This is a genomic window from Phnomibacter ginsenosidimutans (assembly GCF_009740285.1).
GTDB lineage: Bacteria > Bacteroidota > Bacteroidia > Chitinophagales > Chitinophagaceae > Phnomibacter > Phnomibacter ginsenosidimutans.
The window spans coordinates 1,212,085-1,237,123 of record NZ_CP046566.1 but is presented as its reverse complement, the minus strand read 5'-3'; the positions used below and the strand labels follow the sequence as shown (position 1 = coordinate 1,237,123).

Genomic DNA, 25,039 nt, shown 5'->3' with positions numbered 1-25,039 from the left:
TACCGATATTAACCAGTTTTAGCAATCATTGCATACTTTGCGTTTATATTGGTGAAATGAAGATTATCCCGTTTACCATACCAGTGCCCGATGGCAGCAAGCATTCATGTACAGCACGAAGCGTTACCGGCATTTTATCCACACCTGCACCGGCACAAAGAATGGCAAATCACCGCCGTTCTGAAAGGAACAGGAACGCTCCTCGCAGGCAATGTGCTCATTCCGTTTGAACCCGGGCAACTGTTTGTCTTTGGCGCCCAACTACCGCATGTATTCAAAAGCGACCTGCACAACAATAAAACCAAACGCAAACAGATTTACGCAGAAGCGTACAGCGTTTTCTTTAGTACCGATGCAGGGCTGCAATCGCTATTGGCACTACCCGAAATGCGCAGCATCGACAAGTGGCTGACTAAATACCAGGCAGGCTGTTGTATTCAGGGAAAACAAACCGTTGCTCTCACCGAACTTTTGCAACAGGTAGTAAAAGAGGAAGGAGCCAAACGCCTCAGCAGCCTCATCGCATTGCTGCATGGGTTAACTACTGCGAAATCGCCAATGGCTTTTGGCGGTAGTCAGCGGGTACTGAGCGATGCTGCGGGACAGCGCATCAACAACGTGATTCAATATACCCTGCAGCATTATACCGGACACATTGCCATTGCAGATGTGGCCCGCATCATTCACATGACCCCGCAGGCTTTTTGCCGGTATTTCAAACAGCATACCCGCAAAACCTACATCAACTTTGTAACGGAGCTGCGCATACAAGAAGCCTGCAAACTACTGCAACAGGCACAAACAGAAAATGTAAGTGCCGTGGCCTGGCAAACGGGCTTCAACAGTGTACCCAACTTCAACCGGGTGTTTAAAAAAGTAACCGGCACCACCCCGGGCTTGTATGCCGCGAGGTTTAAAACATTTTAGTCCAGTAAGTGAGGCTTACCCTCCACCACTCTTTTATAGGTTGGCCAATCAATGGCATTTTCACTTTTGGCTATGATAACCGCAGCAACTGTATTTCCGATAAAATTGATAATTGCACGCCCCTCACTCATGAACCGATCGACCCCGATGAGCAAGGCTAATCCTTCCAGCGGAATCACTTTAAGTGCAGTAAGTGTTGATGCCAATACAATAAAGCCACTGCCGGTAACCCCCGCCGCACCTTTGCTGGTCAGCAGTAATATTCCCAACACTGTAAGCTGCTGCCCCAATGACAACGGAATATTAAACACCTGTGCCAGAAAAATCACACTCATGCTTAGATAAATGGTAGTGCCATCTAAATTGAAACTATACCCGGTTGGAATGACCAATCCAACAACTTCCTTTTCACAACCAGCAGCCGTAAGTTTTTGCATGACCGATGGCAACACCGCCTCGCTGCTGCTGGCGCCTAATACCACCAATATTTCGGCTTTGATATAACCGAGCAATCGCCACAGATTAATGCCATACCATTTGCACACTGCATACAACAACACAAATACAAACAAGATACCCGTAATATAAAATGTAGCCAACAACTTGCCCAACAACGCCAAGGAGCCAAAACCAAACCTACCGATGGTGTATGCCATTCCGCCAAACGCACCAATAGGGCTGAGTTTCATGATTATTTTGAGCACATTGAACAACACCTGATTGATTTTTTCAAAACTGTGCAGCAGGCTTTTGCCTTGCTGCCCCATCATGGTAAGTCCGATGGCGAACAACACACTAAAGAACAAAACCTGTAACATATCGCCTTTAGCAAACGCTTCTATCATATTTGATGGTACGATGTGAGCAAAGAACTCGCCCCAGTGAATGGCAGCAGCCTGCTCACTGTATTGTTGCACTTTACTATTGGCCGTTGCAGTGTAAGTAATACCAACACCAGGTTTCACCACATTGGCCACCACCAAACCGATGATAAGAGCAATCGTGGTAATGACTTCAAAATAAATCAACGACTTTACACCAATTCGGCCCACTTGTTTCAAATTGCCCGCACCAGCTATACCTGATACAATGGTGAAAAAAATGACTGGTGCAATCACCATTTTTATCATGTTGATAAAAGTTTCACTGATGAGCTTAGCAGTTTCATGAAAACCCGGAAACAGCCAGCCCACTACAATGCCCAATACAATACCTATGAGTACTTGTATGTAGAGTACCTTCAACAATTTCATCAGTCTTTTTTTGATTGATTCAATACTTTTCAACTACAATGCGCAAAGCTGTTGTGCTACCTATGCAACAACCATTCGATGCGTTGCGCTGTTTCGATACAGGCACGGCTGTTGTGATACGGACATTTCCAGAAACCGGCACGGTCTTCTTGCATGGCACGACCGCTTTCATCAATGCCCCAGTGCCACTCACCAGGTGAATCCGATTTCAAATGGTTACGGATATACAACCAGCTTTTCACCGATTGCTCCAGCATCCGCTCATTGCCCCCCATGCAATAGGCATGCATAAAACCAACCATGGCTTCTGCTTGTGGCCACCAATGTTTCTCTTTGTTCAGCACGCCCGTATCCGTGTGCTGTTCATACCACATGCCGCCGTCGTCATCCACCCCTTTCATTGCAGCTACTGCCATCGAAACCGATAACGATGCAACCTGTTGCATCAGCTCTTTGTCTGCTGTACAACAGGCAGCTTCGTGCAGCAACCATGATGCTTCTATATCATGCCCGTAAGAAATGATATGCGATTGAACCTGCCAATCAACATCAAAAAATAAGTGTTGAGTAAAACGCTGTGGAGAGACTATGTGCTGCTGAAAAAGATGCAACAAATCAATGATGGCCTGTTGTACCCGCTGATTGCCTGTAGCATGATACAGACTACTATACGCTTCCAGTACGTGCAGATGCGTATTCATAGATTTACTCACATTGGCATCTTTATCGCTCAGGCGCAAATCGTCTATGGCAGTAAAGTTTCGGGCAAAGGCTTCGATGTAACCACCTGCATGTACATCTTTACAACGCCCTTCAATCAGGAGAAAAACATCCATGGCAACAGCAGTGGCCTCCGCCGATTGAAAAGTGCTGGCGTAAGTGCTTATCGCATACAAGGCAAACGCCTGCCCATAGGTTTGCTTTCGGTCGTTGAGACATTCCCCTTCGCAATCAACACTCCAGTAAAACCCGCCAAATTGCTGATCGAAAAAATATTGCCGCAGGTATTGATACAACCGATGTGCGGTTGCAGCATCTGCTTTTTTCTTACGAAAAGCAAATGCTGCTGAGTATGTCCATAACAAACGGCTGTATAACACCAGCCCCTTTGCTGCCGCAGGTTCTATAGTGCCGGCATGCGTCATGCGGCCATAGAAAACGCCTGCGTCATCTTGCATATGTGTGCTCCACCAATCCACAATCTCATCCAGCTCTGCTATGCATTGCTGATGATAGGTATGCAGCAATTCCACTTGCAGCGGCGACAAGGGTGGCAGTTGCAGCATGGCTTGTTTAAACGCTTGCATAGAGTGTTGCAGCTACAACTGCCTGAGCATTGTTTTTTTGAATGAGCGACAAAATATTAGCTACCGAACCGGCAGACCGAAATGTGTCAGCAGGTGTATGCATCACATAATCCAGCAGTTGATCGATGCTGCTCACAGCCACATGCATGCGGGTGTCAGAGGAGGCGTAATAAATCAATACACGGCCATCTTCATCGGCAATCCAACCATTGCTGAACAATACATTGGACACATCACCAATGCGTTCTTCGCCTTCCGGCGCCATAAAATATCCGGCAGGTTTGTATATCACTTTGCCAATATCTGCCAAATCTGTCATGAACAGATACAACACATAACGCAAGCCTGCTGCGGTATTGCGTACACCATGCGCCAGGTGCAACCAACCTTGTGGCGTTTTGATGGGTGCTGGCCCTAACCCGTTTTTCAACTCATATACCGTATGGTACATTTTTTTATCCAGTAGTAGTTCTTCTGTAATAACTGCCTGCTCCATACTTGTCGCAAATCCAAGTCCGATACCACCACCTCTGCCGGCATCAATAAAGCCATCTTGCGGACGGGTGTAAAAAGCATACTTGCCTTGTACAAACTCAGGATGCAAAACTACGTTGCGTTGCTGTGGCGATGGTGTTATCAAATCGGGCAAGCGTTCCCATGTTTTTAAATCGTGTGTACGTACAATGCCGCATTGTGCTACTGCTGAAGATTGATCAGAAGCGGGCACACCCTTCGCTCTTCTTTCGGTACAAAACAATCCGTATATCCATCCGTCTTCATGCGCTACCAAACGAATGTCATACACATTCGTATCGGGATCGTCTGTTTCGGGAATAACACAAGGTGTATCCCAAAAACGAAATCCCTGAACACCATCCTCACTTTCTGCAATGGCAAAATATGATTTGCGATCGGCACCTTCTACCCTCGCCATCAGCAAGTATTTGTTTTGCCACTTGATAGCACCTGCATTGAGCACTGCATTCACAGCAATGCGTTCCATCAGATAAGGATTGTCTTTCGGATTCAAATCATATCGCCACCCCAGCGGCACATGTGCTGCTGTGAGTACAGGATGTGTGTATCGTTGAACAATTCCGTTGGTATCTGCACTGGCCTGGTTAGGACGATGTAACAGCAATTCATGCTGTGCAGTCAGTTGAGCAAAACGGCTGTAAAATTTTTCTTTCATGCTTGTCTTTTTATGCGCTAATCTTCCAGTTTATTCCACCAGGTGTATTTCAGCACCACTACAATAACCGTTAATACTGCTATGGTGATGAGCAGCGGCAACTTCATCCACAATACGATGTACATCGGCAGAATGGTGAGGCAGCATTGTGCGATGATGCCCAACACCACATTGAACATGTCGAGTTTGAATCTTTTATTGGCAACAAAATCGGGATGCTCTTGCAACAGCGTTTCATGAACGGGTTTCCAAAAACCCCATGGTTTTACCGTGCTGTAAAAACGGGTAAGCGTAGCCATGTCTGTCGCCGGCGCCGTGTAGGTACCTATCAAACAGCCTGCAATAGAAATCACAAACAACAATGGCCAGATGTACAAAAACAATCCGTCGTAGAGTTTCAGAAAAATGAGTGCTGAACCAATGCCACTGGCCATGCCCCAAAAAAAGCCATTGGCATTAAAGCGCCACCAATACCACTTCATCAGGTTGGCAGCAATATAACCGCCATACAAGCCGCCTACTATCCATTGCAACACACTGTTGACGTCTTTGGCAAAAAAGCCAAGTATAATGCCGATAACCACCACTAATACACCTACGATATAATTGGTACGAATGATTTGCTTATTGCTGGCATCCGGACGGATATAGCGCAAATACACATCATTGACAATGTAGGCTTGTGCCGCATTGAGGGTGCCGGAAAATGTACCCATGAAAGCGCCTAACAAACCTGTGAGTACAAGACCCAAAATACCGACGGGTAAAAACTGATTGACAGCAGCAGGCAAAATTCTTTCAAAGTCTGTTCCCGACTCGCCGGCCAAATTCAATTGCGGAAAATACAGCAATGCCAACACCGTTAATCCTATGACCATGGAGTAGCGAACGGGGAGCAGAATGATGGACACAAAACCTGTCATCTTGCTGGCCTCCTTTGGCGAACGGGTAGATAATATTTTTTGCATATCGTAGTTCGGCGCCGGGCCGGCCAAACTGGCAAATACACCTTTGAATAACATCATCATGAAAAAGATGCCGAACAATTCAAAACCATCGTTGGCAATTTTTTCATTGGCAGCAGGCACAATGGCCGACCAATCAAGATTGAGGTGCCAGCCAAAAAACGGATTGAGCCAACCTTCTGGCACATGCAGCGGTTGTGTACTACTATGCAAATGTTGCATGGCAATAACCGCTATGGCCACACAAGCCACCGTCATGATGATGTACTTGATGACATCACCCAATACAATGCTGTGCATGCCACCCAGTATAGAATAGAACATGGCAAACAGCGTAAATACAATACCGTAGAAATGTGCCACATATCCAGCCGGCACATCAAAAGGCACATAGCCTTTCACTACTTCCCACGGCACAAATATTTCCATGAATTTACCCAAGCCAATGAAGCCGTAAGCCAGAAAACCAAAGCAACCAATGAGGGCAAACACCACCACCACATGGTGCGAACCTTTTACTCCCTTGCCTTGTGTACCAAAGCGGGTAGCCAGCCACTCAGCACCGGTATTGGCATTGGAACGCCGCAACCATTTCGATAAAAACATCATCATGAACACTTGGTTGAACACAGGCCACAACCAAGGAATCCAGATACTCTTGAGCCCGTACACAAAACACAGCGACACCATCCACATGGTTCCGCTGATGTCAAACATATCGCTGGCATCACTCAAGCCCAACATATACCAGGGCAGTTTTTTGCCGCCCATGAGGTAGCTCTCTTTGTTTTCACGTGCTTTTTTGCGCATGTAGAAACCAATGAACACCATGGTGGCGAGGTATGCCAGCACAATCGAAATATCCAGCCATTGTAATTGTATCATCTCTTACGCTTGTTCTCTTTTAATTGGGCCAGTTTTCGTTGAAACAACATCACGGGGTGATGATAGAATTGTATAAAATCTGCTGCCGACACTTGCCCTGCATAGGGTCCGTAATAATGCATTTTGCCTGTGGAAGGCATATAACCATGATTGCGCCACAACAACACATACGACAATGGATACCTTTCCACAATGGGCAACAACACGGTTGTCCACCATTGCGGATCGGGTACAGCTTCCATGCCTGTTTCAGCAAGAGCTGCAATTTTCTTGTGCGACTGTGCCGTAGCACACAATACCTGCACCCGCTGCTGCATGATTTGTATAAACTGCTGCTTTTGTGCTACCGGTTCATGCTGATACTGATCGAAGCTCATCACATCCACCACATCATCACCGGGGTAATATTGTAGGAAAGCCTGTGCATCGGCAAACTCAGCGGTGTTGTACACATACAGCAAATGATGGAGTTTTTTTGCTCCCGCAAATACTGCACCGTGTAGCGCCACAATTGCTGTATCGCTTCTGGGGTTGCATTGTTTTTGCACCACCAAAACCAGTTGCCCGTTACTTCATGAAAGGGCCGAAACAACACAGGAATATACCTGCCGTTGTCATCCTTCAAGTCTTGCATAAATACAGCTACTTTATCGAGCCAGCTATTGAACACAGCATGCTTGCTGCCACCTGGCAAAATGGATGCAACAGTGCCATGTGTGGTATCCCATGCAGAGCCACCTGTAAGCGGATTACGCAAATGCCAGCTGATGGTGATAACAGAACCAGCAGCATGTCCTTCACGGATGTATCGCTTCATGCTATCAAAGGGTACATCATCCAAATTTTTAGCAGCATCTAATTCAAGGTGACCAATATCCCAGCCCATCAACCCCGGATGTTCACCTACCACTGTGGCCACATCACTTTTACCCGGAATGCCTTTCCAGCCTACACCATAGGCCAGTGCATCCTGATGGCCGAAAATGCGGTACTTCGACTGCAAAGTATAGAGCCGTTGAAACAACCGCTTGGCTTCTTTGGTAGCATGCTTATCCGACACCTGCTGTGCGGATGCCGGCAATAGCCAGCCAGTACAACAGCCTACAAACAACACAACCAAAAACTTCTGTATCCTTTTCAGCATCCTGTTATTTTAATACAAGCCAATATCATCTACATAAATCTGACGGGGGAAAGTAGCGGTGCCGCTAAACTCATTGAAAATAATCTGCGTAATGGTAGCCGGATTATTGAAGTTGGTAAACGGCAGCTGATAATCTATCCATTCATTCGTTTTGGCAACCGTAATGGTGTAAGTTGCCGCTGTAGAACCGTTGAGGTAAATCCGCACTTTCTTGTTCAGGAAATTATCGGGTGCATACATAGAAAACTTCAATCCCTGATAACCAGTACTACTCAAGGCAACAGATTTTACCAACCGTAAAAATGACCATGCTGCTTTGAACTCAACTTTTAAAGAAGTAGCACCTCTGCGAACAGGCGTCGTCACAGTGGCATCATACGTTACGTTGGCTGATGACGGGCTGTAAGTCCAGCCAGCGGGCAAGCCATCGGTAAACACTTCATACTTAAACCCGAAGATTTTAGAAAATTGAACCGTGCCACTGGGCGTCGTTACAGTAATATAAGCCGTAGTAATACCAGCAGGAATTTTCACTTTGATTTCCTCTTTGGTATTGCTCACAATTTCGGCCGGTGTATCGCCAAACTTCACACTGGTAACACCGCCAAAATAATAACCGCGGATGGTGATTTCCTGATTGGCAGCACCCGCCATCGGCTCTACAGACAATATCTCAGGAGCCGGTTGCAAAATGCGGAAATTGTAAGTAGCAGTCCCATACTTGGTAGTGACAGTGATAGGGTTATCGGCAGGTGCCGGCAGTGTGGGAGGAATCTTCACCGTCACCGATGTATCATCGGCATAGGTCAAGGAATCTGCAGCTACTACTCCACTAAAATCAACCTTGTACGTGGTGGCCAAATGCTGGCCTTTGATGATGATCCAATCGCCATAGTTGACAGATGTCTGCTGCACTTCACGATTGGTGAGGTACGTAACACCTGAGATTTCTGGTGGTGCGGCTGACGCATCCAGCTTGTCCTTATCGCAGGCATACAATGCACTAAGCAGCAGCAGCGGCAACAGCCGGTAGAGGTTATGCAAATTCTTTTTCATAAATAAGAAGGTAGTGATAGATGAAGAAATTTACCAACCGGGATTGTTTTCTGTAATCATCGGATTGGAGTTCAGTTCAGCCTGCGGAATGGGCAACAACAAGTTGCGCAAACTCCGCACTTTGGAAATATTGTTTTGTCCTGCAGAAATTTTGTTCATCACCTGCAGGTAGATGCCCCAGCGCATCAGATCGAAACGGCGGACACCTTCGAGGGCAAATTCTCTGGCTCTTTCAGCAATCACAAAACTTCTGAATTGCTCTTGCGTCATGCCGGCGGGTGCTTCTGTAGCGGCTGCACGGGCACGTACAGCATTCAACTGCTTGTAGGCTTCTGTGGTCGGGCCACCGTTGGCTTCGTTGGCTGCTTCTGCATATGTCAGCAACACTTCCGAATAGCGCATCAACGGGTAATGGGCGTCGCTGTTGGCTACAGTGGGATCGTTTACATCGGCGTATTTGATAACATATGCCCTGTTATCTGTTGTGCCATTGTTGTTGTAGGTTACACCATTTACAATACGGTACAAATCGGCCTGCCACGAAGGGTAGTAATACTTAGTGCCCGTGTTGGTTTCATAGTTGTGTGCTACACCATCCAATGTACGTTTGTCTTTGTCTTCGTAATCGGAATAATGGTTGTTGGTTACCCACACCGCACCACGGCCAAACGTAGAGTATGCAGAAAAATAAATACTCAGGTTATTGACAAACTGGGTGCCTGCCTGCGATTGCAGCATCCACATATGTTCCTGCTTGTTGCGGCCCGCCTTGCTCCACAGTTCTTTCCAGCTGGTAAACAAACTGTATTCACCACTGCTGATTATTTCCATGGCTTTATCCCGTGCCAGTTCAAAATATTGTTTGGTATCGAGGCCTTCTAAACCTGCCACCACATTTTTGTATGCACATACACCGCATTGTCTTGACCACCACGCACCGATACCGTGCCCGATGCCACGCCACCCGATGCCATAGTGAGATACACTTTGGCCAGCAATCCCTTTGCCAATCCACGGGTGGCACGGCCGGGCTCACCAGCCTTGCTATGACCAACCGGGAACAACATCGTTTCGGCCAGCTTCAACTCATCAATAATTACCTGGTACACTTCTTTCACCGGTGTACGGGGCACTGCAGGATTCGCATCTGCCGACAATGATTTCAAACGTACCGGCACAGGCCCGTACAACTGCACCAACTGAAAATAAGACCATGCCCGCAAGAAGTGGGCTTCACCCATAATGCGGGTTTTAATCTCGGGGTCAATTTGTGTTTCAATATTGGCCACATTTTCCAGCACGGTATTGGCACGGGCAATGATGCTGTAACATCCCACCCATGGTCCGTTCACACCCCAATAACCTTGCGGGTTACCCGCACCACTGGTACCCAAAAACCAGTCTACACCAGATACATGATCGTCATCCAACACCGTAAGATTCCAAAACGGCTGTAGATACATATCATAGGTGTATAGAGCGTTGTACACCCCATTGATGGCGGTTTTGGCATCACTTTCGTTCTTGTAAAAATTTTCCGGCGACAAAAACGAAAACGGTTTTTCTTCCAGCTCTTTGCTACAGGCGCTGAGCAACAACATGCCCGTGAGTGCAGCCAGTATCGTTTTTATTTGTATACTCTTTTTCATTCCTCTTTCTTTTTTTGACGTGCACAATTAGAAGCCGCAACGAATGGTCAAATTGTAGGTTCTGGCATTGGGATAACCACCCAGGTCTACACCAAACAAAGCAGGATTATCACCATAGCTGTTCACTTCCGGATCGAAGCCTGTATACTTCGTAAATGTGTACAGGTTATTAACACTGGCCACTACCCGAATGGAGTTGATTCCCTTCACCAACTTCTTGGGAAGAGTGTAGCCCAATGCTACATTCTTGATGCGGACAAAACTGCCATCTTCAATAAAACGGCGGGAGAACAACAGTGTACGCCAAAACTGACGAATGGCTTTAGGTTCAGTAGCCATGCTATTGTCTTTGCCCTGCGTCCACGCACCAGCCAGCATGTCTTCGCTGATGTTTTTAGACGAACCGATATTGCCATTGAATACTTTGTTCATGTTCACCACATCATTACCCTGCACACCATTGATGAAAATGCTGAGGTCAAAGTTTTTGTAGCTGAAGTTGTTGATGAATCCAAATGTGTAATCGGGATTCACATTGCCGATGACCATTCTGTCGGTAGCTGCTATAGAAGTAGGATCATTGTCGAGGTTCAGATATTTTACTTCACCGATCATGCGGCGAATGATGGCCCACGGCTGATTCACATACACCATGGAATTACGCACTTCTGCTTCGTTGTCGTAATAGCCGTCTTCTACATAGCCATACAAAGCACCAATGGGCTGACCCGCCACCTGAATAAAAGGCGCATCACGGGTAGAAATATTGCTGGCAAATTGCTCCTTCACATCGCCACCCAAACTCAGGATTTTATTGCGGTTGAAAGCAATATTGGCATTGGCTTTCCACTGAAAGTTTTTGTTGTTTACAATCAAACCTTCTACCGACAATTCAAGGCCTTTGTTTTCTACAGAACCAGAGTTGCGCAGCTGGCGCTGAAAACCTGTAGAAGCCGGCGTGGTGATGTATTGCAGCAAATCATCTGTTCTTTTTACATACGCATCGGCATGCAACTGCAGGCGGTTGTTGAACAAGCCCAAATCGATTCCGGCATTGTAGGCAGTAGTGGTTTCCCACTTCAAACCGGGGTTCGCAGGACCGGCATACACGTCATCGGCCAATCCTGTTTGTGTAGTGCCGTTGAATGTGTAGTTGTACACTGCCAGTTTCGACAGCGATGCATACGAACCAATACCCTGATTACCGGTTTGGCCATAGCTCAACCGCATGGTGAGGTTAGAAATTGCCTTGGATTTTTGCAGCCATTTTTCCTGATGCAACTTCCACGCTACTGCAGCAGATGGAAAGCCCGACCACTTGTTGTTTTTACCAAACTTGCTGGAGCCATCCTGACGATAAGAAAGTGTCAGCAACAGTTTGTCTTTGTAGGTATAATTGATACGACCCAAAAATGAAATCAGTGTAGACTGATACTTGTTGGTAATGATGGGCAACACCTGCTCGGCAGATTGCATGTTTTCATTTTGCAACAAATCATTGGGGAAGGTTTTGGCTTCCGCTCTTTTTGATTGACCGTTGGTTCTTTCAAACGTAGAAGCACCCATTACATTAATGCTGTGATTGTCCAGTTTCTTGTTGAATGTCAGAATGCTTTCAGATACCATGCTCGTCCAGATATTATCCGCCTTCAATGCCGAACCTTTTACGCTAAATCCTTCATACACAGTGCGAGGATAATACTGATCTCGGGTGTTGGCACCGTAGTTAAAACCCAGGTTCTGCCGAAACTTGAAGTCTTTCAAAAAACTGACTTCAGCATAGTTGGAAGAAAAGATGGTGTAACCCGTCACCCGGTTGAGTACATCTCTAGAATAAATAACAGGGTTCGTAATGAAGAAGCCTTCACCGGTACCATCAAATTCTTCTTCTTGCTGAATGGTAGGCGGATAAGTAAGGGCAGCACGAATAACACCGGCACTGGCCGCATCCGATTTATCTGTACCGGTTTTTACACCATTGGTTCGAGAGTTGGCAATAGACGTACTGGTGCCCACTTTCACAAATTTGCCTACGTTGCGATGCAGGTTGGCATTCAATCCTATCTTTCTGAAATCTGATTGAATGATCGTACCTTCCTGATTGAGGTATTGAAATGACAAACTGTGGCTGCCAGACTCCGTAGCACCCGATACATTCAATGCATACTGCTGCGAAAATCCTTTTCTGAAAATGGCATCCTGCCAGTTGTTCTTGTCGCTGCCCAACGAATCAATCTGCTCGGGTGAGTATGGAATATTGTAGGAAGTACCATCGTAGTAATTGGCATTTTCATAAGAGAGATTTTGATAGCGGGCAAATTGTTGTGGCGACAGCATCGGCAACTTGCGGCTTACTTCTGCCATACCCAAATTCACTGTGAGTTCTACACGGTCTTTGCCCAGCCTGCCCTTGCGGGTGGTAATGAGCACCACACCATTGGCACCACGAGAACCGTAGATAGCCGTTGCCGAAGCATCTTTCAAAATGTCGATGGATTCAATATCGTTGGGGTTAAGAAAGGCCAACACATTCAGCGTTTGCTTTTCATCTTCACCAATAGAGCCAGGCGTGCCGCCACTGTTGCTGTTGTTGAACGGTACACCGTCTATCACATACAAAGGTTCTGTACCACCCAAAAAGAATTGGAACCCCGCACCCTGATACTGAGGCCTGCACCCGGCGCACCATCGTTTTGCGTGACGTTTACACCGGCCAGCTTGCCCTGCATCGCTTGCAAAATATTGCTGGGATTATCCCGCAACAAATCTTCACGGGTAAGGCGTTGCACGGCACCTGTAGCATCCGTTTTGCGGACACTACCATACCCAATCACCACCACATCGCCCAGTGCACTGGCCTGCGTTTTTAATTGTGCGGTTACATTGTTTTTTCCCTGAATAGGCAATTCCAGCGTTTCCATGCCCACATACGATATCAGCAATGTTTTGCCGGTAGCCGGCACTTCAATCGTAAAAGCACCTTTCGCATCGGTAAGGGTTGAAATAGCCGTTTGCTTCACCGAAACAGTGGCACCACTCAATGCAGCGCCCTGTTCGTCAGTAACCTTTCCGGTTACTTTTCTTGTTTGCGCCTGTGCTTCGTACAATACAAAAACACACAGCAGCAAACAACACGACATGAATTTTCTCATACAGCAAGATTGTTTGTTCAAATGTAGATTTCGAAGGGTCCAGCTAAATAGTACTATTTTATCCAATTATTGTACTTTTCTGAAAAACAGTTTGAATCTCCCTGCAATTCTCTTTCTTCACACACTGTAATAACAGCACAATACAAGCCCAATCAGGCAGGTTTACTCAGCATTCATAAATGATATTATTTTATCATGACGAGCCAAAGAAACATCCTGAAAGAAATAACGCCGCTCACCGCCAGCGATTGCTTTACCATTTTCGAACGCACCAAAACCGAGTTCGATTTTCCCCTGCATTATCATGAAGAATATGAACTCAACTGCATCTTAAATGCAAAGGGAGCCAAACGCGTCATTGGCGATCATATTGAAGTGATAGACGCAGCAGAACTGGTGCTGGTGGGCCCCAACCTGCCACATGTTTGGAAAACACATCAATGCAAAAGCCGTGATATACAAGAAATCACCATTCAGTTTCACAAAGACTTGTTTGACGACAAAATGCTGCGGCGCAATCAACTGCATTTTATCCGCGACATGTTCGAGAAATCCACAAGGGGCATTCTCTTCTCCAAAAGCACCATTCAGCAAATCAGTCCGCGGTTGAAACAACTGCGCACCAAACAGGGCTTCGATTCGGTACTCGAACTCATGTCCATTTTACACGACCTCTCCATTTCCAGAAACATGCGCATATTATCCAATGGCAGTTTCAACAATGTACAAAGCAGCTACACCAGCCGCCGCGTAGAAAAGGTAATGGAGTACATGAAACAAAATTTCGACAAACCCATTGCCCTGGCCGATGCTGCCAAGCTGGCCAACATGACACAGGTATCTTTCAGCCGCTTCTTCAAATCTCACACCGGCATCAGCTTTATGGATAGCCTGCTCGAAATACGATTGGGCCATGCGTCGCGGCTACTCATCGATACGCATCAACCGGTTGCTGAAGTAGCTTATCACTGCGGCTTCAACAATATTTCCAATTTCAACCGCCTGTTCCGCAAAAAGAAAAACTGCACCCCCAAAGAATTCCGTGAAAATTACAGTTACGAAAAACGAGTATTTATATGACGAATAGATTATTGAAAAGCGTATGGACAATAGTGGTTGTCTGCTGTATGCTTACAGCGCCAACCAATACCACACAGGCACAAGCGGCAGCACCATTTGCCAATGAAATTGCGTGGTTTAAAAAACAGGATTCTATCAAAGCACCCCCACAAAAACCCATCCTGTTCATTGGCAGTTCCAGCTTTACCAACTGGAAAGATGTGCAGGATTATTTTCCGGGCTATCCCATTCTCAACAGGGGCTTTGGCGGCTCCTCGCTGCCGCACTTATTGCTCTATGCCGATGAAATCATCTTTCCATACAACCCCAAACAAATTGTGATTTACTGCGGCGAAAATGATTTTGGTGGCGGTCCGCAGATAACTGCCGACAGCATCCTCGTTCGCTTCAAAAGATTGCACAATTACATCCGCAGCAAAATGCCGAAAGTGCCCATTGTTTACATTTCCATGAAGCCAAGTCCGTTCAGACAAAAAGTACTCCCGCAAATGCAAGCCGCCAACGAGCTCATCAAAACCTTTGCCAACCGCACCAAACGGCTCGAATACATTGATGTGTACAGCCACATGCTCAATGCAGATGGCAGCATTCGGGAAGACATTTTCTTGTCAGACAAACTGCACATGAACAAACAGGGCTATGCCATCTGGCAACCACTCATTGCTCCTTATTTACGCCGCAAATAAATGCCCCTATGATGTTTCGCTTTTTTTGCTGCAGCCTGCTCTGCATGGGTTTCATCACAGCTTTGGCACAGCCCGGCAGTACCAAGCTATGCAGCCAATCATCCCCAAATCCGCATCACCGGCAGAGTGAGTAATGAACAACCGCAACTGCCTCGTTTTTGGGCACCGGGTGTGTACATTGAGTTGTCATTTCGCGGCGATAGCTGCACCGTATTATTGGGCGATGAAATGAAATGGGGCACCAATCACAACGGTGTCGAAATTCAAGTCGACAATGAACCTTCTTACAAAGTATGGCTTACCGGAAAAGATAACGTACTACACATTGCAGCCAACAAAAAGCAACGCAGGCACAAGCTCACCATCACCAAAAACACCGAAGCCGATATGGGCTACCTCGAACTGCGGGGCGTACGTTGCAACAGGCTCCTGCCTTTGCCCAAAGCCCCCAGTCGCCGCATCGAATTTTTCGGCAACTCCATCACCTGCGGCACAGGCATGGATACGCAGGATGCCCCCTGCAACACCGGACAGTGGTACAATCAGCACCGGGCATCCAAAGCCTATGGACCACTCACCGCCCAAAAATTAAACGCCCAATGGCAACTCTCCTCCGTGTCGGGTATTGGCCTCATACACAGCTGCTGCAATAAAACAACCGTTATGCCGCAGGTGTACAACAAAATCAACATGACAGACAACGCCCTGCCATGGAGCTTTAGCCGCTACCAGCCCGATGTGGTAACCATTTGCCTTGGTCAAAACGATGGAATACAAGATTCTGTGGCCTTTACCAACGCCTACGTACAACTGCTGCAACAAATGCAACAGCATTACCCCAAGGCTACATTTATTTTACTCAATAGCCCAATGGCACATGCAGAACTAAATGCAGTATTGCAACGCTACTTACTGGCGGTGGTGCAGCAAAGCCGGCAGCAGGGCATCAGTCGCATCACCCATTACTTCTATAGCCAGCGCTATGCCAGCGGCTGCGATAGCCACCCTACCATGGCAGAGCATACACAAATGGCCGAAGAATTGAGTGCATTTATAGCACAAAAAATGGACTGGTAGCAAAGAGGCTTTATAAAACTTGCCGGCTTCAATTCCGCATTATTACAACTCCGAAAAGAATACCCTTTAAAAAAAGTAGCCGAGCTGTATCCGCAAACATTAGCATGGTCCAAAAGAACAACTGTAACCATGAAACAGCTACCAATAGGCCTGTTTACTGATGAATAGGTATTGACAACATAGGAGCATAATTTTGACTCCAACAAGATTTTGACAGGAATACCAATGCAGGCTCTCATTCATTTGTACTTCTGCAACATTTCCTCCAACAGGAATTCAATCTCATTTTTTTGACCATGCACAAGATCGATCTCCAGGAAAAATTCAACTGCTTCTCCGAACACTGGTCTCCCAAAATTGTGGGTGAACTCAACGGCCAATACATCAAACTGGCCCGCTTCAAAGGCGAGTTTGTATGGCACCAACACGACGATGAAGACGAAATGTTTATGGTGATCGGCGGCAATCTGACCATTGAATTCCGCGACAAAACAGTGACACTGGGCAAAGACGAATGCATCATTGTACCCAAAGGAACCCCACACAAACCCGTAGCCGAAGAAGAAGTACTGGTGATGCTTTTTGAGCCCGCCTCCACCCGCAATACCGGTGAAACCACTCATGCACTCACCAAAGAAAGACTCGATTGGATATAAGCCCCTGAATGGTACTGCACCTCCTCCATGATTCGTGGCTCACATACCTTCTCACTTTCTCGGCAGCACCTTAGCCATACCGGCATAATCCCATGCCATTCCTTATACACCTCCAAACCAACCAACGTGCCATCCTCCCCACCTGCCAACAACTATCCAATCCTGCCACTTCGGCCACTTCTGGCCAGCACCTTTGCAAATAATTTTTCCTTGCATTAACCTTGTGTTGTCAACAGCACCACAACAGCTACCGACAACACAACACCGGATGATCATCAGTGCAAATACCCCATTACCATTACTGCATATACCGCCACTCCTACGGCGCAACCGGCTGTTTATCTGCCCACAGGCCAATCTGGGCAGTCCTCGCAGCCAGCGCCAACTTCGCCCAGACTGCGTTTTTGTAATACCGGGTATAATCACGACCTTTTCTTAAACAGTGGCCAACATGCCAACTTACGCAACCCTTTTGGCTCTTTTTAGTCGAGTCTCTACCAACCATCCCCACAGATACTCCCTACATACGCCCTACATAATGCATGGGCATGGCATCGGGCCATACCTGCCAGCAGCATTGTCATTACAGGTAATTGTGTATTTTCCAGCTGCAATCAACAAAACCTCACCAAAAAGCATACAATGCCCCCTGGTAGCAACCCCCAAACATGGCTGCCGGATAGTTCGGCGTAGTTTTTGCAATATGCACCCCAATACAACCAACACTAACGCTGTTTCAGCATGCTGCTAACCCGAGTATTTTTCTTGCTACCAACATGGCGGGCATTGGTCCTGCTGTGTATTTTTTGGGCCACCATCGGTACCGCCAAGGCACAGCCCCCCGGCCCGGCCGATACCATCCGCAGCAGCAATGGCTTTGCCATTTGCCCCGGCACCAGCACCCAACTCAGCCTCCACCTGCCCAATGGCCCTACCAGCCCGGGTTACTTATGGCAAAGCGCCGCAACACTTGCCGGACCTTGGACAACAGTTAGTTCGATAGCCACGGCCACAGTAAACACTCCGCAGTGGTACAGAGTCTCGCTGACCGTTGGGGGGAATACATTCATTTACGATACCATTCAAATCACCCACTTACCCAAAACAACCCCCGACTTTACGTTTTCACCTGCAGGCAGTTGTGCCAGTGTACCCGTCTTTTTTACCAATACCACACCGGGTAGCGGCAATACCTATACCTGGAGTTTTGGCGACCCCAATTCGGGTGGCAGCAACAACAGCACTGCTACCAACCCCAGTCACCGCTTTGTGGGCAATGTGGGGAATGGCACTCAAAATTTTCCCGTAAAACTGGTAGTCACCAATAGCAATGGCTGTAAAGATTCCGTCACCAAACCAGTGAATGTATTGGAATCGCCGGGCAGGCAACTACTAGGTAATAACGCCGGTACTTATCAGGGTCGGCCTTTTTTCCGTGAATGCGTTTCGGCAGCAACGGCAGATTTCACATTCATCAACCAATCTTCTACCGCAGGTACCAATACCAACTACCGCATCATTTGGGGCGATGGTAGTGCCGATTACAATGCTGCCACTTTTGCCACTGCTATCAACCATACCTATGGCGTAGGTGTGTACACCATGCGGTACATTGTAACAGGCGGAAACGGTTGTATTGACACCACCGACTACGGCGTATTTGTGGGCACCAACCCCGCCGTAGGTTTGGGCAACCCCGGCAACACCACCATTTGTACCGGCAGCTCACTCACCTTCCCCATTTCCAACACCAGCCAAAATCCACCGGGCACTATTTACACCGTCACTTTTGACGACGGAACACCGCCCATCACCTACACACACCCTGCTCCGGCCAGCATCACACATCTGTTCAGCGTTACCAGTTGTGGCAACCCTTTTGCTGCCACGCCCAATATTTTCACGGCTACTATTACTGCCTCCAACCCCTGCGACCAAAGCATTGCCACTGTAGTGCCCATTCGTGTAAGCGACAGGCCCCGCCCCGACATTTCCGTGGCACCCAGTGATACCACCTGTGTCAACAACATTACCAATATCAGGGCCACCTATGGCTCAGGGAAATACGCCACCAGCGGCGGTTGCCAAAATGGAAATATTGTCTGGACGATTTCGCCTGCCACAGGATATACGGTGGTCAATGGTTCGCTGGGCAACGACAATGGCCAAAGCAATGTAGCCCTCTGGACCACGGGTACAGACAACCTCAATATTCGTTTTACTACGCCCGGCATTTATACCATTCGCCTCAAGCTCGGCAATCCGGTTTGTGGCATTGGTGATACCGTAAAAACCATCTGCGTCAATCCAACACCCGTTGCAGCCATGAGCCTCGACCAAACCGAAGGTTGTGCGCCCATGGTAGTAAACGCCAGCAGTGCGGCTGTCCAACCAATTTGTGGAAACGTAAGTTACAATTGGACTGTCACCTATACACCTGTAGCAGGTTGTGTACCAACGGGCAGCAATTATACCTTGCTCAATGGAACTACGCTTACGAGTGGAGCACCCCGTTTTCAATTCAACAATCCTGGCCGCTACCGTATTACACTCACCACAAATTTTGGCAATGGCTCTTGTACTTCAGCACCTGTTTTCATGGATGTGCTTGTAAAAGCAAAACCAACAGCCACGCTGGCTTTCAGCAATCCCATTTGCCAAAACCAAAGCATCACACCCACCGCCATTATCAACGCCTGTACATCTTCCAATCCTGCCACCTATGTGTGGAGTTTTCCCGGCGGAAATCCCAGCAGTGCTACACTTGCCTCACCGGGCAATGTCATCTACAATACCCCCGGAAATTATACCGTAAGCCTTGCAGTAACCAATGATTGCGGCACTACAACTGTCAGCAATCCGCTGACCGTTAATCCTGCACCGGATGTCACCGTTCCCGCCAACGTCGTGGTTTGTGCCGGGCAAACAGTGGGCCCATTTAATTTCAGCAGTACACTTGCTGGCACCAGTTTCACCTGGACCAACAACAACAGCAGCATTGGCTTGGCTGCCAATGGCAATGGCAACATCGGCAGCTTTACCGCTGTCAACAACGGCACTGCTGCAATAACAGCAACCATTACCGTGACGCCTGTCAACAGCTGCCCCGGCCAAAGCAAGTCTTTTACCATCACCGTCAATCCACGTCCGTTAGCTCCCGTTGTCAGCAACCTCAACTATTGTGTCGGCGATGCAGCCTCACCTTTAACTGCAACGGCGTTGAATGGCCACACCCTCAATTGGTACACAGTGCCTACAGGTGGTACCGCATTGGGCACAGCCCCAACACCCACCACATCCGCAACGGGCACTTTTACATGGTGGGTAAGCCAAACCAACAGCAGCACCGGCTGCGAAAGCCCCAGAGCGGCCATCACCGTCACCGTTCGCATGGTGCCGGTCATTACCATTACCAGCAGCAACCCTACCACCTGTGGCTCATCCACAGGCAGCATAACGATTAATGGATTGACGCCACTCACCAGCTACACGGTTTCCTACACCCGCAACGGTGCTCCTGTGAGTAACAATACAACATCCGATGCATCAGGGCGCATTGTACTCAACCTGCTCAATGCAGCCGTGTACGATCAAATTCGGGTCGCCACCGGTGGCTTCTGCCCTTCCTTGCCGCAAGGCCCCATATCCCTCAGCGATCCCAATCCACCAGCAGTACCCGTGGCTGCCAACAATGGCCCCGTTTGCGCAGGCAGCAACCTCAACCTCACTGCCAGTTCATCTACACCGGGTGTAACGTATAACTGGAGCGGCCCGGCCGGCTTTAGCAGCAATCAGCAAAACCCGGTCATCAACAATGCACAACTCAACCGTGCCGGCACCTATAGTGTAACGGCCAGCCTCAATGGTTGCGTTTCTGCAGCAGCAAGCACCACAGTCGTTATCAATCCAACACCGGTACTCACAGCTACTGCCAATAGCCCGGTGTGTGAAAACAGCAGCATCCAACTCAATGGCACAGTGATACCTGCAGGTGGTATTGTAGTTTGGAGCGGCCCCAACGGCTTTAATGCCACCGGGCTCAACGCCAGCATTGCCAATGCTTCGCTGGCAGCCAGTGGCACCTATACACTTACGAGTGCCCTGAACGGATGTGTAGCCACTCCCGCAACGGTCAACGTATTGGTGCGGCCAACACCTGTCATCAACAACACCGTTGTTACACAGCCCACCAGCTGTACGGTGGCCGATGGCAGCATTACCCTGCAAGGACTAACCGCTTCCACTACCTATCAGGTAAACTATACTTTCAATGGCAATGCGCAAACCCGCACCCTTACCGCCAACGCCAGCGGCCATGTGGTCATCAGCGGATTGGCACCCGGCAGCTATACCAACATTCGGGTAACACTCAATGGTTGTGTGTCGAACAATGCGAATGATGCAACACTCGTAGCCCCCAACCCGCCACCGACACCTGTAGCGGCCAACAATGGCCCCGTTTGTACCGGCAGCAACCTGCAACTCTCTGCCACGAGCACAGCTACGGGCATTACCTACAGCTGGACAGGTCCCAATGGTTTCAGCAGTAATCAGCAAAATCCGGTACTGACCAACGTAACCACCAATAATGCCGGCATTTACACCGTTACCATTACACAAAACGGTTGTGTATCTGCCCCTGCTACCACCACCGTTGTGATTCAGGCTGCGGTGAGCAACAATACCATTGCAGCCAATCAAAACATTTGCATCAACACTACTCCGGCGCAGCTTACAGGTAGCACACCTGCAGGTGGTGGCGGTACCATACAGTATGCCTGGGAAATGAGTACCGATGGCGGCAACAGCTGGCAAACCATCCCCGGCGCCAACAGCATGAACTACCAACCGGGCATATTAACGCAAACTACCCGCTACCGCAGAATCGTAACCACTTCACTCTGTGCCGGCCCGCAAAGCAGCAACAGCAATGTAATTACCGTTACTGTCAACCCCAATGCAGTGGCGGTGTTGAATGCCAAACAAACATTGGGTTGTGCTCCATTCATCTTAACGCCCAACAACATTTCGGTGCAGCACTTTGCTACCCGCAATGGCAGCTATCGCTGGTATGTCAACAATGTATTGATTGGAAGTAGTCAAAGCTTCCCCGGCTATACCATCAGTGGCAGCGGACAAACCGTCACTATCAAAGTAGTAGCACAGAGTTTGTTTGGTTGCTTGTCCGATTCCGCAACCGTTGACATATCAACCTTTGCCGGCCCAACGCCGTCGTTTACCCTGAGTGATACTGTGGGTTGCGGTCCCTTGGATATTACCATCAACAACACAACGGCCAACAGTAGCGCCTTTACCTATCGCTGGGATTTTGGCAACGGCCAAACCAGCAATGCCGCACAGCCGGGCACCATTCGCTTCCCCATCAACCCCAACCGTGGCGATACTGTGTACACCGTTACACTCAAAGCCACTGCCGGTTGTGATACCATTGTGGCCACACAAAAAATCAGGGTTCGTGCAAGACCAAGAGCATTGTTTACACCCGACAAAAGCATTGGCTGCAGTCCCATGACTGTTACATTCAACAACAACAGCGCCGGCAGCAATGCCAGTTTCATTTGGGATTTTGGTGATGGCTCACCCCGCATTTCCAGCAATGCGCCGAGTTTGTCGCATACTTTTACCACAGGTGTGTTAGATACCTTTTTTGTACAACTGTTTGCCAGCAACGATTGTGGCACAGATACAGCCACTTTTGCCATTGTAGTCAACCCCAACCGCATACGGCTGGATATGGCGGTGAATGGCAACGAGTTGTTTGGTTGTGTGCAGCATACTGTTCGTTTCATCAACAATACCACGGGTGCCAACCGCTTTGTATGGAATTTTGGCGACGGCTCTCCCATCCTCACCAGCACCAAAGGCTTTGACACGCTGGTGCATGTGTACACCCAGCCCGGCACCTACATAGTTACGCTTGATGCCAGCAATGGCTGTAGTGATACCAGTACCACAGAAACCATCACGGTGGTACAAGGGCCTACAGTATCTTTCACCGCAATGCCTGCACAAATCTGCATTGGTGACTCTGTTACCATTACCAATACCAGCACCGAATCATTGGCATGGGCCTGGAGCTTTGGCGATGGCAGCAGTAGTAGCCTGCGCAATCCGGGCAAGCATTTGTACACGCAGGCAGGCAACTACCGCATTGTATTGCGTGGCACCAAAATTTTCCCGCAGGGCTTTGGATGTACCGATAGTGCGGTAGCCAGCATACAAGTGCAGGCGCCTACAGGCAGCTTCCAATACCGTAGTGGTTATTACTGCCAAAACCAAAGCATACAACTGGAAGTATTCAACAGCAATGGCAATCGATTTATCTTTTACCCCGGCAATGGCGATAGCATCATCAGCAATACCAGCAGCCTTACCTATCGCTATACTGCCCCCGGCAGGTATTTACCTTCGGTAAAAGTGTTTGCCGGCAATTGTACCATATTACTGCCCGGCACCGATACCGTTTTTGTTGACCGTATTATAGCCGGCTTCCGTTACAGCATCAATCAAAGCTGTGGCAGCACAACAATAAGCTTTATTGATACCAGCAGCGTATTTCTCGGCCGTGCACAAATCAGCTGGCGCTTTGGCGATGGCAGTACAGCCGCTACCCCAACCGTCAACAAAACATTCCTGCAGGCGGGCACCTATCGGGTAGTAATGCGCATTACGGGCATCAGTGGTTGCGAAGACTCTGCCGTGCAAGTCATAGATGTGCCTGTACAACAGGTGCCTTCCATTGCCATACAAGGCGATAGCACCGCTTGTATCGGACAGCCATTTATGCTGCAAGCTGTGAGCAATACTGCAGGTAATATGCAATACAACTGGAACTTTGGCAACAACCAGCAAGCTACCGGCAACACAGCCAGCACCCGCTATTTTTCTGCAGGTACCGCTACAATCCGCCTGATTGGCCGAACCGATTTTGGCTGCGCCGATACAGTATACAAAACCATCCGCATCAACCCCACACCTGTAGTGGTAGCCAGCAATGATGCGAAAATTTGTTTGGGACAAAGTACGACGCTGCAAGTTCGGGGTGCCAACAGTTACACCTGGAGTCCGCAGCAATCGCTGAGTTGTAATGATTGCAGCAGCACCGTTGCTTCGCCCACACAAACCACGGCCTATGTGGTGAATGGCAGCAATGCTTTTGGTTGCAGCAATACAGACACCGTGCTGGTAACTGTGGTACAACCTTTCCAGGTAAGTGTATCGCCCAACGATACCATTTGCTTCCCGCAAAATGAATCGGCCCAACTGTTTGCCACTGGTGCCAAGCGGTATGTGTGGTCGCCAGCAGTGGGTTTGAATGCCAGCAATATTCCCAACCCCATTGCACGGCCTGCCAGCACCACCGCATACACCGTGATTGGTTATGATGACGACAATTGCTTTACCGATACTGCTTTTGTAACAGTAGCGGTGGGCTACCTGCCCACACTGGAGCTGGGCACAGGTAGTCTTGTTGTTGCAGGCACTGCGGTTACCCTCAATCCCATCATTACCAACGGGCCCATAAAACGGTATACCTGGACGCCCAACAAAGACCTGAGTTGCAATAACTGCCCCAATCCGGTGGCCACCATCAACAACAATATTTTGTATCGCCTCAGCATCGAAAACATCTACGGCTGTTTGGCAACAGACACGATTAGCTACACGGTTCAGTGCAAGCAAAACGAACAAGTGTATGTACCCAATGCGTTCAGCCCCGATGGTGATGGCGTAAACGATGTATTGATGGTACGTGGTAAAGGACTGAGCATGGTGAAATCCTTCATCATTTTCAACCGCTGGGGACAGGTGGTATTTGAAGCACAAAATTTTGCTGCCAACGATCCTACCGCAGGCTGGAATGGCATTATGAAAAACACGGGTAAAAAAGCAGCGCAGGATGTGTATGTGTATCGGGTGGAAACCATTTGCACTGCCGGCGGCACTTTTACCCAAACCGGAAACGTTACCTTATTTTACATGCAATAA

15 protein-coding genes and 1 pseudogene are annotated in these 25,039 nt (G+C 48.3%); 6 read left to right on the top strand and 10 right to left on the bottom strand.

The annotated features are described in order from the left end of the window. Positions 1–90: 90 nt before the first annotated feature. Positions 91–927, top strand: coding sequence for an AraC family transcriptional regulator (locus GLV81_RS05230; RefSeq protein WP_157477464.1), 837 nt, complete (start codon positions 91–93; stop codon positions 925–927). Here the strand turns inward: GLV81_RS05230 and dctA are convergent. The 10 genes and pseudogenes from dctA to GLV81_RS21095 all read right to left on the bottom strand — a co-directional run bounded on the left by dctA (position 924) and on the right by GLV81_RS21095 (position 13,530). Then, complete coding sequence (gene dctA, locus GLV81_RS05225) at positions 924–2,180, bottom strand: C4-dicarboxylate transporter DctA (RefSeq protein ID WP_157477462.1); 1,257 nt, start codon at positions 2,178–2,180, stop codon at positions 924–926. The two genes, GLV81_RS05230 and dctA, sit on opposite strands and share 4 nt — an antisense overlap. 56 nt (positions 2,181–2,236) lie before the next feature. Continuing rightward, positions 2,237–3,487 (bottom strand): AGE family epimerase/isomerase, encoded by a 1,251-nt coding sequence (locus tag GLV81_RS05220; protein WP_157477460.1) that lies wholly within the window; start codon positions 3,485–3,487, stop codon positions 2,237–2,239. Continuing rightward, entirely contained in the window at positions 3,474–4,679 is a 1,206-nt protein-coding gene (locus GLV81_RS05215; RefSeq protein ID WP_157477458.1) for a glycoside hydrolase family 130 protein, read from the bottom strand. The genes GLV81_RS05220 and GLV81_RS05215 overlap by 14 nt, the downstream gene beginning before the upstream one ends. A 17-nt stretch (positions 4,680–4,696) precedes the next feature. After that, positions 4,697–6,529 (bottom strand): sodium:solute symporter family protein, encoded by a 1,833-nt coding sequence (locus tag GLV81_RS05210; protein ID WP_246186262.1) that lies wholly within the window; start codon positions 6,527–6,529, stop codon positions 4,697–4,699. Then, positions 6,526–7,673 (bottom strand): annotated as a pseudogene (locus GLV81_RS05205) (glycoside hydrolase family 26 protein). Before GLV81_RS05205 ends, GLV81_RS05210 begins: the two are co-directional and overlap by 4 nt. A gap of 9 nt (positions 7,674–7,682) precedes the next feature. Beyond that, positions 7,683–8,729, bottom strand: coding sequence for an IPT/TIG domain-containing protein (locus tag GLV81_RS05200; RefSeq protein WP_157477456.1), 1,047 nt, complete (start codon positions 8,727–8,729; stop codon positions 7,683–7,685). Positions 8,730–8,759: 30 nt separating this feature from the next. Next, a complete protein-coding gene (locus GLV81_RS19260) occupies positions 8,760–9,620 on the bottom strand; it encodes a RagB/SusD family nutrient uptake outer membrane protein (protein ID WP_197428960.1) in 861 nt (286 codons plus the stop codon). Continuing rightward, positions 9,608–10,378, bottom strand: coding sequence for a RagB/SusD family nutrient uptake outer membrane protein (locus GLV81_RS19255; protein ID WP_197428959.1), 771 nt, complete (start codon positions 10,376–10,378; stop codon positions 9,608–9,610). The genes GLV81_RS19260 and GLV81_RS19255 overlap by 13 nt, the downstream gene beginning before the upstream one ends. Before the next feature lie 27 nt (positions 10,379–10,405). Next, positions 10,406–13,015 carry a SusC/RagA family TonB-linked outer membrane protein gene (locus tag GLV81_RS05190; RefSeq protein WP_197428958.1) on the bottom strand — a complete coding sequence of 870 codons (2,610 nt, stop codon included), beginning with the start codon at positions 13,013–13,015 and terminating at the stop codon, positions 10,406–10,408. After that, positions 12,988–13,530, bottom strand: coding sequence for a carboxypeptidase-like regulatory domain-containing protein (locus tag GLV81_RS21095; protein ID WP_197428957.1), 543 nt, complete (start codon positions 13,528–13,530; stop codon positions 12,988–12,990). Before GLV81_RS21095 ends, GLV81_RS05190 begins: the two co-directional genes overlap by 28 nt. Positions 13,531–13,725: 195 nt before the next feature. On the opposite strand from GLV81_RS21095, the gene GLV81_RS05185 reads away from it, so the two are divergent. The 5 genes from GLV81_RS05185 (at position 13,726) to GLV81_RS05165 (ending at position 25,039) form a co-directional block, all read left to right on the top strand. Next, positions 13,726–14,610, top strand: coding sequence for a helix-turn-helix domain-containing protein (locus tag GLV81_RS05185; RefSeq protein WP_157477454.1), 885 nt, complete (start codon positions 13,726–13,728; stop codon positions 14,608–14,610). Further along, a complete protein-coding gene (locus GLV81_RS05180; RefSeq protein ID WP_197428956.1) occupies positions 14,607–15,296 on the top strand; it encodes a GDSL-type esterase/lipase family protein in 690 nt (229 codons plus the stop codon). The genes GLV81_RS05185 and GLV81_RS05180 overlap by 4 nt, the downstream gene beginning before the upstream one ends. 126 nt (positions 15,297–15,422) lie before the next feature. Continuing rightward, positions 15,423–16,373: an SGNH/GDSL hydrolase family protein gene (locus tag GLV81_RS05175; protein ID WP_157477452.1), complete on the top strand. Its 951-nt coding sequence runs from the start codon at positions 15,423–15,425 to the stop codon at positions 16,371–16,373. A gap of 296 nt (positions 16,374–16,669) precedes the next feature. Further along, positions 16,670–17,029, top strand: coding sequence for a cupin domain-containing protein (locus tag GLV81_RS05170; RefSeq protein WP_157477450.1), 360 nt, complete (start codon positions 16,670–16,672; stop codon positions 17,027–17,029). A gap of 786 nt (positions 17,030–17,815) precedes the next feature. Then, the gene (locus tag GLV81_RS05165; RefSeq protein ID WP_197428955.1) at positions 17,816–25,039 is read left to right on the top strand and encodes a PKD domain-containing protein; all 7,224 of its coding nucleotides are present in this window, start codon (positions 17,816–17,818) and stop codon (positions 25,037–25,039) included.

Excerpts from the sequence above, each read along its gene's own strand:
- GLV81_RS05185 (WP_157477454.1), top strand. The coding sequence starts at position 13,726 with ATGACGAGCCAAAGAAACATCCTGAAAGAAATAACGCCGCTCACCGCC.
- GLV81_RS05180 (WP_197428956.1), top strand. The coding sequence starts at position 14,607 with ATGACGAATAGATTATTGAAAAGCGTATGGACAATAGTGGTTGTCTGC.
- GLV81_RS05170 (WP_157477450.1), top strand. The coding sequence starts at position 16,670 with ATGCACAAGATCGATCTCCAGGAAAAATTCAACTGCTTCTCCGAACAC.
- GLV81_RS05220 (WP_157477460.1), bottom strand. The coding sequence starts at position 3,487 with ATGCAAGCGTTTAAACAAGCCATGCTGCAACTGCCACCCTTGTCGCCG.
- dctA (WP_157477462.1), bottom strand. The coding sequence starts at position 2,180 with ATGAAATTGTTGAAGGTACTCTACATACAAGTACTCATAGGTATTGTA.
- GLV81_RS05215 (WP_157477458.1), bottom strand. The coding sequence starts at position 4,679 with ATGAAAGAAAAATTTTACAGCCGTTTTGCTCAACTGACTGCACAGCAT.
- GLV81_RS21095 (WP_197428957.1), bottom strand. The coding sequence starts at position 13,530 with ATGAGAAAATTCATGTCGTGTTGTTTGCTGCTGTGTGTTTTTGTATTG.
- GLV81_RS05200 (WP_157477456.1), bottom strand. The coding sequence starts at position 8,729 with ATGAAAAAGAATTTGCATAACCTCTACCGGCTGTTGCCGCTGCTGCTG.
- GLV81_RS19255 (WP_197428959.1), bottom strand. The coding sequence starts at position 10,378 with ATGAAAAAGAGTATACAAATAAAAACGATACTGGCTGCACTCACGGGC.
- GLV81_RS05230 (WP_157477464.1), top strand. The coding sequence starts at position 91 with ATGGCAGCAAGCATTCATGTACAGCACGAAGCGTTACCGGCATTTTAT.
- GLV81_RS05210 (WP_246186262.1), bottom strand. The coding sequence starts at position 6,529 with ATGATACAATTACAATGGCTGGATATTTCGATTGTGCTGGCATACCTC.